Annotated in this window: 10 protein-coding genes; 7 read left to right on the top strand and 3 right to left on the bottom strand. The window is 48.4% G+C overall.

Annotation, left to right across the window (positions count from 1 at the left end; translation table 11 throughout):
- Nucleotides 1-264 precede the first annotated feature (264 nt).
- The 5 genes from H1R82_RS13680 to H1R82_RS13700 all read left to right on the top strand — a co-directional run bounded on the left by H1R82_RS13680 (nt 265) and on the right by H1R82_RS13700 (nt 3,670).
- A complete protein-coding gene (locus H1R82_RS13680; RefSeq protein WP_181730722.1) occupies nt 265-546 on the top strand; it encodes a hypothetical protein in 282 nt (93 codons plus the stop codon).
- 35 nt (nt 547-581) lie between these two features.
- A complete protein-coding gene (locus H1R82_RS13685) occupies nt 582-1,013 on the top strand; it encodes a hypothetical protein (RefSeq protein WP_181730723.1) in 432 nt (143 codons plus the stop codon).
- 365 nt (nt 1,014-1,378) lie between these two features.
- Nucleotides 1,379-1,594 carry a hypothetical protein gene (locus H1R82_RS13690; protein ID WP_181730724.1) on the top strand — a complete coding sequence of 72 codons (216 nt, stop codon included), beginning with the start codon at nt 1,379-1,381 and terminating at the stop codon, nt 1,592-1,594.
- A 210-nt stretch (nt 1,595-1,804) separates the two neighbouring features.
- A complete protein-coding gene (gene nhaC / locus H1R82_RS13695) occupies nt 1,805-3,199 on the top strand; it encodes a Na+/H+ antiporter NhaC (protein ID WP_181730725.1) in 1,395 nt (464 codons plus the stop codon).
- A gap of 123 nt (nt 3,200-3,322) precedes the next feature.
- A complete protein-coding gene (locus tag H1R82_RS13700) occupies nt 3,323-3,670 on the top strand; it encodes a PH domain-containing protein (protein ID WP_181730726.1) in 348 nt (115 codons plus the stop codon).
- Between the two features lie 44 nt (nt 3,671-3,714).
- Here the strand turns inward: H1R82_RS13700 and H1R82_RS13705 are convergent, their stop codons facing one another.
- Nucleotides 3,715-5,229 carry a coproporphyrinogen III oxidase gene (locus H1R82_RS13705; RefSeq protein WP_181730727.1) on the bottom strand — a complete coding sequence of 505 codons (1,515 nt, stop codon included), beginning with the start codon at nt 5,227-5,229 and terminating at the stop codon, nt 3,715-3,717.
- Nucleotides 5,230-5,451: 222 nt separating this feature from the next.
- On the opposite strand from H1R82_RS13705, the gene H1R82_RS13710 reads away from it, so the two are divergent.
- Together H1R82_RS13710 and H1R82_RS13715 are read left to right on the top strand one after the other, a co-directional pair.
- Nucleotides 5,452-6,402, top strand: a complete 951-nt coding sequence (locus H1R82_RS13710) for a TolB family protein (RefSeq protein ID WP_181730728.1) — start codon at nt 5,452-5,454, stop codon at nt 6,400-6,402.
- A gap of 413 nt (nt 6,403-6,815) precedes the next feature.
- The gene (locus tag H1R82_RS13715; RefSeq protein ID WP_181730729.1) at nt 6,816-7,931 is read left to right on the top strand and encodes an MGDG synthase family glycosyltransferase; all 1,116 of its coding nucleotides are present in this window, start codon (nt 6,816-6,818) and stop codon (nt 7,929-7,931) included.
- Nucleotides 7,932-8,255: 324 nt separating this feature from the next.
- Here the strand turns inward: H1R82_RS13715 and H1R82_RS13720 are convergent, their stop codons facing one another.
- Complete coding sequence (locus H1R82_RS13720) at nt 8,256-10,604, bottom strand: hypothetical protein (protein ID WP_181730730.1); 2,349 nt, start codon at nt 10,602-10,604, stop codon at nt 8,256-8,258.
- Nucleotides 10,605-10,729: 125 nt separating this feature from the next.
- The gene (locus H1R82_RS13725; protein WP_181730731.1) at nt 10,730-12,094 is read right to left on the bottom strand and encodes an amino acid permease; all 1,365 of its coding nucleotides are present in this window, start codon (nt 12,092-12,094) and stop codon (nt 10,730-10,732) included.
- Nucleotides 12,095-12,246 lie beyond the last annotated feature (152 nt).

Raw genomic sequence — 12,246 nt, forward strand, 5'->3', positions numbered from 1 at the left:
ACAAGGAGGTGTCGTCATTGAATGGCAACCGGAAACACCTCGATCATCTTTCAGGACAAATGGAACAAATCATAAGAATGAAAATATACAACTTATTGATCAAAAGTCTGGATGATGAAAAACTCCCCCCAAAACTGCAGAATTTAATCAATTTGGCAGAAGTGTTCCAACCAGGGACCAAAAACAAGATTAAGCAACTTATCCAACAGGACGTCTTGCACCGGAACAAATCGGCGCCCTCCCGGACGAGAGGAGGCGCAAACAATGACCTGTTATAGACGGCGAAGGAAACTCCGGAAAAGGAAGAAAAAACCGACTTTGTGCAAGCACTGCCGCAGACTGCTTCTGCTAAAAAACGTTTCCCCCCGCAAAAAACGAAGACGTCCGACACGCCCTTCCTCTGCAGACAGCTCCGTCAACAACGCCGCGACCATCGATGGCGCGATCAGCGGTCTGATTAATATCATCGTCCAAATTCCCGTCAATATTGGTGATTCCACATCATTGAATGAAAGCGACCAAAACTCGGTATCCAATGCCGTGTAAGTTCTGTGAACCCCATTGAAAGGAGGTGAAACAGGATGAGCAAAAACTCCTTTACCCCCGAAGAGTTGGAACAAATCCGCGCCATTTTGGACGAAGCCATCCGGGAAAATGTCCCGCAATCCCAACAAGTGGAAGCGCAACAAACCGCGATTGATTTTCTCAATTATATCCTGACTTTGCCCGCAGCCCTCACCGGTTCTGCCAGAGCAGCCGTCGGCAATGTAACCGGCATCCTCACTGATTTCATCACGGCACTCGTCAACCTGTTGATGTCGATCCTCATCGGCAACGGAAACGGAGGAACAACAACCGGCGCATCCCTGATGCAATCCCTGGCTCCCAATCTGGTCAATGTCATCGCGAAAAAAGTTCCGGTGACGGAAGAACAAAAAAAGCAAATTGAACAGCAAATCAAACAACAATTCTCCTCCAAGCAATCCGCTGCGGATTCTGAAAAGAAAGAGTAATCCGAATCCAATGTGATCATTCCCCCTGAAAGGAGGTGCAAGGCTTATGCATTGCCATGCAAGAAAGAAAGTCGTGGTCGTTGTGGCCCGCCGCAGACGCCGCCGGTCCTTCAGCGCACGTGCATCCGTCAACAACGCTCCCCGGACCGGTGCACAAAGTGCCGGCTTGCTCAACCTGAACGTGCAAGTACCCATTAACTTAGGAGATGCTCAGGCCTTCAGCGGCGGCAGAGGTAACTCGACCAGCAATCTCCTCTGATGAGTGATGCCGGGGGAGGTCTTCTCCCCCTTCCCTTCCCGATTTGACATCCACTTCTCCCGACCCGTCTTTGTCCGGCAATCCTTGTGAAAGGGGGTGACGCGGTATGTCCTGCTGCACGAGAAGAAAGAAAGTCATCGTGGTTGTGCCACACCGTCGCAGACGCCGCCGCGGCGGATGCCAAGCCCGGGTGAATAACGGAGCCACCACCGGAGCGCAAAGTGCCGGTCTCATCAACTTGAACCTGCAAATCCCGATTAACTTGGGAGACGCACAAACCATCTGCGGTGGAAGCGGCAACTCCACCAGCAACCTGTTGTAACCGGCGCAACTGTGCTTCCATCCGACACGAGAGGGCAACCGCCCTCTTTTTTTGTTTATATCATATTGTTCCAATATTTTCTGTTTTCCCAGAAAAACAACTTAGCAAAATAATCGTAACTAAATTTTATTTCTGAATTAATTTATTATAAACTAATAGATATTACCCAAAAATCAACATTTATCCAAAGCGAAAAAAAGGAGGAAAATTATGAAGCATTCCAAGCAACAGGATATTCCGTTTCTTTGGGCATTGTTCCCGCTTCTGGTGATGATCGTCACCATGGCCGTTACGATCATCCGGTTTGAAGGACCCCCCCACATTCCGCTGATCGTCGGCACCATCACAGCCGGTTGGGTCGCACACTTCCACGGCCATTCGTGGAAGAATATGGAAGAAGGGATGTATCAAGGCATCCGCCTGGCTTTGCCCGCCATGTTAATTATCATTCTGGTCGGACTGATCATCGCCACTTGGATCGGCGGAGGAATTATCGCCTCTTTGATTTATTACGGATTGAAGATCATCACCCCTTCCCTCTTTCTGGTCAGCATCTGTTTGATCTGTTGTGTCGTGTCCCTTGCGATCGGCAGTTCCTGGTCCACGATGGGAACCATCGGCGTCGCCGGCATGGGAATCGGCATCAGCATGGGTATTCCGGCTCCTTTCGTGGCGGGAGCCATCATATCCGGAGCCTATTTCGGCGATAAAATGTCCCCTCTTTCCGATACAACCAATTTGGCTTCAGGGGTGACGGAAACCGATTTGTTTGAACATATCCGGCACATGTTTTACACCACCATTCCGGGACTTGTCATCGCACTGTCCTTCTATTTTTTTGCAGGAATGCGGTTCAGCGCCCACAACATCCAGGATGAACATATCCAGACCATGATTTCCACTTTGGAAAAAAATTTTGTCATTTCGCCCTGGCTCTTATTGGTTCCCGTGCTGGTCATTTTTCTGGTGGCCAAAAAAGTTCCGGCGTTGCCTGCTTTGGCGGTAGGGGTTTTGGCGGGATTCATCTGCCAGATTTTTGTGCAGGGAGATCCGGCCGGCGATGCGATCCGTGCCATGCATGACGGCTACACCATTGAATCCGGACAGGCATGGGTCGATGAATTGTTTAACCGCGGCGGAATCGAGAGCATGATGTATACCGTCTCCCTGACCATTGTGGCCATGACCTTCGGGGGAATCATGGAATCCACCGGCATGCAAAAAGCCCTTGTCAACCAAATCCTGAAATTTGCCAAATCGGCAAAAAGCCTGATTCCAACCACCATTCTTTCAAGCTTTGTCACCAATGTCACCGCTGCGGAACAATATATTTCCATTCTGCTTCCGAGCCGTATGTTTGCAAGCGCTTACAAAAAAAGAAACCTTCATTCCAAAAACCTGTCCCGCGCACTGGAAGACGGGGGCACGGTCACATCCGCACTGGTGCCATGGAACACTTGCGGTGTTTTCATCACCTCCACCTTGGGAGTGAACACCTTTCAATATGCTCCCTACGCGATTTTCAATTATACAGTTCCCGTCATCGGGATCCTGTTGGCCGTCCTGGGTGTCAAAGTGACCTGTTTAAACCGGAAAGAGGAATGAATCGCGGAAAACCCGAAGAGTCCGATCCATCTTGAAAAAGGTGGATCTTTTTTTGTCAGGCGTCGTACCGGTTGAAACGGAAAAATTCCGGCTATGATGAATGAAGGGGAGGATGCTGGAAAGATGGAAAAAAACCGTGTTGAAAATTCCGCAAAGCATTGGGAACAAATACAAAAATGGCTGTATGAGGGCGAAGAAACCATATATACTTACGGGTTGCTGCTCGATATGGTTGTCCTGACCACCCGGCGGATCGTCTTGATCGACCGGACCCTTTTCGGAAGGGAAAAAGGGATTCTTTCCATCCCGTATTCACGCATCGACAGCATCGGGCTGTATGTCAAAGGGTTCTGGAACCGCGCAAATGTCTTGGAAATCAGGACCAAAGGAAAAACCTATGAATTGGAATTTAAACGGGGTACCGACTGCCAAGGGGTTTATCGTTGGCTTTCCTGTTTGATCTGCGAATGATTCAGAAGGCCAAAGAGGGCGGGACACCCTCTTCGCCTCCGCCATTAAAGGGAACCGGTTTGACCGTAGATTTCATCCAAGTGACGGATCTTTTGATCCAGATAGCGGGCAAAGGAATCAATATAGGCCTTGGGTTCTTTGGGGTTGGAAAAACGCGTGATCCGTCCCGTATGCGGAGAAACGATTTTACTGACGGCCCCGCATCCCAATCCGATGATCGTTTGCCGTTCTTCCATAATGATAATGTTGTACATGTTTTCCTGCCCGGGCAATGCATACCCGACATTTTCCTGGTTTCCCAGGATATTTTTTTGCCTGTACAAATAGTACGGAACATATCCGGAGGCTTTGGCCCACTCCCGCGCCAACTTCACCATGGTTCTCGTTTCTTCGCGCCCGGCCACTTGATATTTGTCTTTGTTTTGCGTCATCACTGAACCTCTTTTGAAAGAAAGAGTGTGAACGGTCACCGATTCCGGTTTCAATTCCCCCATGGTCTTCAGGGTTTCCCGGAACGTTTGGATATCTTCTCCCGGGAGCCCGATAATCAAGTCCATATTGATGTTTGTAAATCCTTTCTCCCGTGCGAGACGGTATTTGTCCAGGGTTTCTTTCACCGTGTGGTGCCGGCCGATCCATTTCAAGGTTTCCTCTTTGAAACTTTGCGGGTTGATGCTGATCCGGTCCACGTTCCAAGATTTCAAAAGATCCAGCATCGCTTCATCCAACGTGTCCGGCCGCCCGGCTTCCACATTCAACTCACGCACGTTTTCATAATGCGGGATGTGCTTTTTCAACAGCCGGAAGAGACCATCCATTTGCGGGACGGATATGGATGTCGGCGTCCCCCCGCCAAAATAAATGGTGGTCACCTTCAACTGTTTTTCCTCCAACCACTTGCCAATCGCTTTGATTTCTTCATGAAGCCCTGCCAAAAAATCTTCGACGGTTCCGTTCCTCCCTTGAATGGCATAAGCGGGAAACGTGCAATACGCGCATTTGGTCGGACAAAACGGGATGCCGATATATATGCTGACTTCCCGGTTCAGATCATATAAATCCGGCAAAACACTTTTTTGGCGCCGGGCAATTTCCGCCAGAATCTCCGTCTTTTCCGGATGCAGCAAATAATCTTTTTGCATTTTTTGCGCCGCTTCTTCTTCGGAAAAGCCTTGTTGCAAAAAAGAATGGAACAATTTGACCGGACGGATGCCCGTCAGGATTCCCCAAGGCTGATCAATCCCGGTCGCTTTTTCCATGACTTCCAAAAAAACATATTTCACCGCTTGCCGGACCCGTTTCACATATTCCTTTCCTTCCACTTCCGCTTCCACTTCACGTTGGTGGAAAGATTCATGGCATTGACGGCTCTTTAAATCTTCGAGCCGGATCTTTACTTCCACCGGCTTTCCTTCATGGATGGAAAAAGCCAGAAAATAATCACCGTTTTGTTCGTCATCCTTGCCAATGACACGGACTTTTTCAAAAAACAATTGAGCAATCAGTTCAATATCCCGGAAAAATTCCGGTTTGAGACCTGAAATCACGAACGTTTTCATGTTCATCCTGCATCCGGTTTCCGATGCATTTCCTCCTTTTTCTTTCCAATTTCTTTACACAGTCTAGCGAATGCATAAACAGAAATCAAACAAAATTTTTCTCTATGAAAACAAAATGAAAATATGAGAAAAAATATTTGTAAATTTTGCAACAAACATCCGCAAACATAAAAAAATCCTATATAATAATTTTTAAATGCGGTACCAGAAAGGAGAGAATCCATGAAAAAAGTTTCCAAAAAAGTAACAGGGATGATGGGGGCACTCATTCTTTCCACCTCACTTGCTCTGCCTGTTTATGCCAATCAAGAACAACCCGGCACCATTTTGTTCAGTGGCGGTTTACATACGCAGAGCATTTATCAATTCAACCCTGAAACTTTGCAAACCAAACGGATCACTTCAGGAAATTCCGTCGATGTCTCTCCTTCCGGTGACATGATTACCTATATTAAACATGACAGCGTCTATGTTGCCGACAGCAGCGGGAAAAACGCAGTGCGTCTCACCCGCAGCCATTTTCCCCATTTTGATTCTTCCCCGCGCTTTTCTCCCGACGGGGAAAAAATTGTCTTCGCAAGGAGCGACGGAAACTTATACACCATCGACTTGGAAAACAAAAAAGTGACACAGCTGACCAAAGCCGAAGACGGAGTCTTTCATTCCAGCCCGGACTGGTCTCCGGACGGGAAAAAAATCGTTTTCCATTCCACGGATAAAGACGGGAATACCGGCCTTTACATCATGAACGCCGACGGCAGCCAGATTTCGCCCTTAACCGGCCATCATGATCCAAAATCCTCTGAGTATTCTCCGCATTTTTCGCCCGATGGAAAATCAGTGTTGTTTGAAAAAAGCCAAAACGGACAAACCGACATTTATGTCATGAACCTGGCCACCAAACAAGCCCGAAACATCACGGCGGATCTTGACAAAGCCGCTTCCGGGGCAGTTTGGTCGGAAGACGGAAAACAAATTTTGTTCACCGTCAACGAAAAAAATGAAAAAGAGAAAGACTCCAGCTCTTTTTACATCATGAACAAAGACGGCTCCAACAAAAAGATGCTCCAAATGCAAGTCAAATATGCCACCCCTTCCAAATGGAAAGCACTCAACCTGAGTGAACAGGAAGAAGGCTTTTTGAAAAAGGTCAAAAACTTTTTGTTGGATTAAAGCCCGATCAGAACCCTGCATCCATGAACCTTGCAGGGTTCTTTTTTTATGCCCCGGCTTTCTTTCTATTTGAATAATTTTCTATGTTAAAGAGAAAATAGAACACATGATTTGCATTCACCGCCACGCCCCGGCCGCTTTTGCCAATGATCCACCGGTTTAATGGATACAAAGAAAGGTAATAACATATTTCGGGTCCGGACAACTCCGTCGGGAAGAACCCTTGCCGGAAAACGGATTGAACCAATGTCGCCCCCGTCCCTTCCGGGATCCGGTCGCTTCATATGCGGAATTCGAACCCGGGTGCCGCCTGCCGGACCGGATAAATTTTTTCAGGCTGAAAGGACTTTGCTTGCTCAGCGGGTATTTATGTTGAAAGAAGGATTAAAACGGATTTGGAGCGTGACTGAGCCATGGACAAAATCCTCATTTTAACAGAAACCGTTGCCGGTTATGGTCACTACAGCGCCGCCAGCTCTTTAAAAAAGGGGATTGAACTTGAATATCCGGGCAGTGAAGTTCAAATCGTTTCCATCCTGCCGATGATCAGCAAGCAGTTGAAATCACTGATCAAAAAAAGCTATTTGCAGACGTTGCGGTATGCCCCAAACCTCTGGGGCGCTTGCTATCAATGGGATTCCCGGTTCAGCAAACTGTTTCGGGATCCGATGGGAAAATTTGTGGCTCATAAACTCCGGACCTTCATTGAGGGATTGAAACCACGGGTGATCATCTGCACGCATGCCTTTTGCCTGAGTGCCTGTGCCTACTTGAAAAGCCATACTTCCTGCAAACACTTTCGGTTGGGAGGCGTGGTGACCGACTTTGACGTTCACAGCTTCTGGGTTCATCCCGCTGTTGATTTTTATATTACCGCACATGAAGAAATCGGGGTGAAAATCCGGAAAAAAGGTTGCCAGGCCGATCTTTACAGCACGGGTATTCCCATCAACCCGGCTTTTTTCACGGAACAAAAAGAGAAAAAGGAAGCGCGAAAACAAATCGGGATCTCCCCCGACCGCTTTACGATCTTGCTGATGGGCGGCGGAAGCGGGATCGGGCCGTTTTACTCCTGTCTGGAGGCATTAAAACACATGCCTTTAAAACAAAATTATCAATTGCTCATCATCACCGGAAACAATCAACCGTTATATGATGAATTATCCCGGGAACTGAAAAACCTCTCCCATGTTCATCTCTTCCCGTTTGTGCATAACATGGTCGATTTCATGTGCGCATCGGATTTCATCGTCACCAAACCGGGCGGAATGACCAGTTCGGAAGCCTTGGCAACCGGGCTTCCCATGGTCATCTGCCAACCGATTCCCGGCCAGGAAGAAAAAAACAGCCGCTTTTTGTTGAACAAGCAAGTGGCCATCCGGGAAGACCAGCCACAACATTTACCCAAACAACTCACCTATCTGATCGAACACCCGGATCCCCTCCACGAGATGCAAAACAATGCAACCCTTGTCGGGAAACCCGGCTCCGCCATCGACGGCGCACAAATTGTCATGGATTACTTATAAGGAAAAACTCTCGCCAAAAGCGAGAGTTTTAAGAACGCGGACGATATAAGCCGCAAGCATCCCAACTGGGATAGTGACGTCCTTTGTGGTGAATGCAACGAAAACTTTTACCACGATCTTCTAAATATTTACATGTCTCACATTTGTACAACGTCCAAGTCACACCATACTCCTTCACCATGGGATTCTTGCTCGTCTCTTCCAATTTGTCCAAATCTACGGTTTTTTGCTTTGTTTTGATTTCACTCACACTTTCTAATTTCTGATTCTTTGATCAATATCCGATACAGACACCATAAAATATTAACATATTTTTTCTCATTTTTATTGAACGGGAATCCACTTTTTCTCCTGCCAGACCAACAGAACGGACGGCTTGTCGGGAGACAGGGTGATTCCGCGTCCCTTGCAACCCGCGATGTTGTCCGAAAACACCGTAAACGTGTCCGGAGAGGACGAAACCAATTTTAACCGCTGCCCCTCCACAATCCCGTCCGGAATCCCCCGGGCGCAGGAGTTTTTGATTTTTCCCGAAAACCAAACGGTCTCCCCGTCTCCCTTCAACAAACAGTCGCTTAAAGTCAGGGACCAATTTTTTTTCAGCGAAGAAAACGCCCCTCTTTGATCCGACACAATGCGGGCAATCCTCCCCTTCAGCACCGAACCTTGGACCGGCTGCGGCCTGAACTGCATCAAGCCGGCGTTGCCGGAACGCACCACCTTCAGTCCGTCCAAAACAAATTGTTCGTAACTGCCCCGCCCGTTTCCTTCAAACAACCAGGAATCGATTTGATCCAGCTTCAAATCATAAAGAAACACCCTTTTCCCCTCACCGTCATTGATCAAAAAGCCGGTACGGCATTTTCGCAAACAGATATCGTGAAACGCCATTTTTCCCGGGTATTCCTGCTCCGGAACGGCCGTCGGACAAGCGATCAACACCCCCCGTCTCAACCCTTCGCCGGTCACGTGCCCGACCCAAAGGTCATTGCCGGCAGGGAGTAACCGAATCGCCCCATTGTCCTGAAGAGCCGTGGGGCTTTCACCATTTCCGCACATCGCCTTAAAATGCATGATTTTCCCGGTCACCGGCGCTTTCAGCCAAATGCCGAATCCATAGCAAACCGGATCGGCAAGACGGCGTGCGCGTTGCCATTCGCAATGAAGAATCCGGATATTATAATGCTTCAAGGAGTAAGGATCTTTCACCCCCTGGGCTTCCGCAACAAATCCCGACGAACCGGAGTCAACGGACCGGCAGCGGGTAAACGTGATATCCGAACACCAGCCGTTATGCGAGATCATGAATGAAGCCCCTTTTCCTTTTTCGTCCACCACATTCTCCACCCATGCATCAAAAGTCCCTTCGAAATCCACACTGTGACGCATCCGCCGGGTATATCCGTTCCGGACCACAACCTTGCGGTTTCCGCCGTAGAACTGGATCCCGTATCCTTGACCGGATCCCACCACCTGCGGATCCCGCACATCAAAATCCTCCACGGTCACATCCATGCTGCGCTGCACTTGAATGGCCGATTCCGCCCCTCTTTCCCCTTTCAATCCCCGGACGGAAAACCCGTGCATATTGAAAGCCAAAATGCCAAATCCTTTGCTGGATCCTTCTTTTAAGTGGTAACAAAAATTTTCCACACAGACGGACCGGAGCGGGTTGATCTTGTAAACATTTTTTTGGACCGAAGCACGCTTGGGGAGACGGACCCGGTCTTTTAAGACCATCCGGGTCACTGCGCTTGTAAAGGATACCCCTTTTACCCAAAGCGTACCGCAATCCCCCGGCTTTAATGCATGGACGGAAACAATCACCCGCGCCGCACTCGCACCGGAAGGTGCCTTCAGATTCCCGTTCACGATTGTCTGCCAATGCAGCGGGTCAAATTCCTTCACTTTTGAGCGGGAAAGAAATTGATCCCGCTTGTCATACCAAGCGACATAACAGCTTCCCGTGACCGACCGGCTTGTCTTCACCCGGCACGTCAGCTGCAAATTATACCGTTCGCCTTCCCGGATCCCGGAAACCTTTTGTCCGAAGGAAGCAGATCCCGGCTCCGTCACCGGTTTTAATTCTATTTTTAAAGCAGATTCCCCGGGATCCCAGGCAAAAGAAGCCTCCCTGCCCAACGTGCTTTGGTGATTCCAAACCGGACCGGCCCAACTTTTTTCATTCAGGCCTTCTTGGAGCAATTCTTGTTCTGACGGATGAATACTTTCGATTTCATGGACTTCCACGTTCACATTTTTTTGGCCGTCGGACCACCTTGTGGAATCATCCGTCAACGCAATCATGTCTCCGGCTTTTATATCCCACGGGGTTTGCAAAATCCAAAAACTCCGGTCCCCTCTTTTCAAGTCATGGGCGAGGCAATACTCATGGTAACCCGTCCCGCCCTCCCATTTCAAAATATAAGGGGCATTGACGTGCACAGGCTCCACGACCGCCTTTTTGTCAAAACAGATGCTGATCGGTTTGCGAATGCAAATTCCCTCCAATAAATAACGGCCGGGCGGAACCATGAGCCGGGATCCGGAAGGCATTGCTTGAATGGCCCGCCGAAATCTCCCGATATCATCGGTTTCATCGGGAAGGCGGGGAAAGTCCCCCAAATGATAGCAATTTTCCGATGATTCCCGGATTACTCGGGACTCAGGCAATCGGTTCACCTCCATCTTTGTTTCCCTTTTTATTCCATTCTCTGCCGGTTCTTCCGGATCCTATATTTTCTGCTTCAAACAAAAAGAGCAGGTCATGCCAAAATTTGGCATCACCCGCTATAAAATTATGAAAGCCTGATTTCGCTTATTCCCTTTTTTTTCGCTTTCCGCCATCTTTGCAGCCCGTAAAAGACGCTTAAAATCATCACCCAAACCAGCCCGATATAAATTGCGAATTTCCATGCCGGATGCAAAAACATGGTGATGAATACCAAAAGCAGCACGACAAACCCGATGATGGCAACCGGTGAAAACCGTGCCGTTTTTAATCGCTGATAGCGGAAATAGGTTAAAAAGATGATCATCCAAGTGAAGATCCCGCCGAAAATCGCAATTCCAAACAAGGTTTGATAGGCTTTCTCATCCGTCACATTGAGCAGGATGGCAATCATCAGTCCAAAGGACGAAACGATCAATGCCGGAACCGGCACTCCTTTTCGGGTGACCTTCCCCAACTTTTCGGGCGCAAACTCACTTTTGGCCAACGAAAACATCATCCGCGTACAAGCATACAAGTTGGCATTCATGGTCGACAAAGCGGCGGTCAACACAATAAAATTCATCAAGCCGGCCGCATAGGGGATGTTCAAAAGCTGCAACATCTTGACAAACGGGCTTTGTTCCAACTGTTCCCCGCCAATTTGCTGCCAGGGAATCAAAGCCAGCATCACGGCCATGGAAAGCAGATAAAAAAGAATCAAACGAAGGGCCATCCATTTCATGGTTTTGGCCAAGGCCCGCCGGGGTTCTTTGGCTTCTCCGGCCGTGACGGCAACAATTTCTGTTCCCATGAAACTGAAAGAGGCCATCACCATTCCCATCCAAATCCCGAACCATCCCTGGGGGGCAAATTGTCCGTCACCGGCCAGCCGGTTTATGCTTTCAGCCGGTTCAGCAAAAATGAGTAGCAACCCCAAAACAATAAAGACCGACAATGCCGTCACCTTGACCGTGGAAAACCCGAATTCAAACATGCCGAAATTTTTGACTGACAAGGCATTGATCAAAATAATCAGCAAAGAAAAAGCCACCACAAAGATCCACCGGGGCACTTCGGGAAACCAATACTGCATGTAGATCCCTACAGCCGTCGCTTCGCCTCCGATGGCAATGGCATTGGCTGCCCAATACGTATACCGGACCAGATAACCCAACCATGGATGGAGATATTTTTCCGCATGAATCCCGAATGAGCCCGTCGTCGGGTGTTCCATGGACAATTTGGCAAGACAAAACACCATCATAAACACGATCACAGAAATCAGAGCATAACTGACAATGACACCGGGTCCGGCATAATGAATGGCCAAACTGGAGCCGATAAACAGTCCGGTTCCGATGGCACTTCCCAGGCCGATCATCGTCAACTGCCCGGGCGTCAACTCTCTCTGCAACACATCTTCCTTCGCTCCGACTGGTTCTCTGCTCATACTCTCCTCAACCACCTGTCTCTTCTTTGATCAACTCAACAATTTAAAAACTGTATGAATAAATTCTAATAAAAAATGAATATAAACTCAACCAAATCCCAAACCACCAAATTTCCGTTCCACCGAGTATCATGTTTGAAAATATTATATTT

Source organism: Thermoactinomyces intermedius, assembly GCF_013912365.1.
Lineage (GTDB): Bacteria > Bacillota > Bacilli > Thermoactinomycetales > Thermoactinomycetaceae > Thermoactinomyces > Thermoactinomyces intermedius.

Bases quoted from the DNA above. Each gene is read 5' to 3' on its own strand.
- H1R82_RS13680 (WP_181730722.1), top strand. From the start codon at position 265: ATGACCTGTTATAGACGGCGAAGGAAACTCCGGAAAAGGAAGAAAAAA.
- H1R82_RS13685 (WP_181730723.1), top strand. From the start codon at position 582: ATGAGCAAAAACTCCTTTACCCCCGAAGAGTTGGAACAAATCCGCGCC.
- H1R82_RS13690 (WP_181730724.1), top strand. From the start codon at position 1,379: ATGTCCTGCTGCACGAGAAGAAAGAAAGTCATCGTGGTTGTGCCACAC.
- nhaC (WP_181730725.1), top strand. From the start codon at position 1,805: ATGAAGCATTCCAAGCAACAGGATATTCCGTTTCTTTGGGCATTGTTC.
- H1R82_RS13700 (WP_181730726.1), top strand. From the start codon at position 3,323: ATGGAAAAAAACCGTGTTGAAAATTCCGCAAAGCATTGGGAACAAATA.
- H1R82_RS13705 (WP_181730727.1), bottom strand. From the start codon at position 5,229: ATGAAAACGTTCGTGATTTCAGGTCTCAAACCGGAATTTTTCCGGGAT.
- H1R82_RS13710 (WP_181730728.1), top strand. From the start codon at position 5,452: ATGAAAAAAGTTTCCAAAAAAGTAACAGGGATGATGGGGGCACTCATT.
- H1R82_RS13715 (WP_181730729.1), top strand. From the start codon at position 6,816: ATGGACAAAATCCTCATTTTAACAGAAACCGTTGCCGGTTATGGTCAC.
- H1R82_RS13725 (WP_181730731.1), bottom strand. From the start codon at position 12,094: ATGAGCAGAGAACCAGTCGGAGCGAAGGAAGATGTGTTGCAGAGAGAG.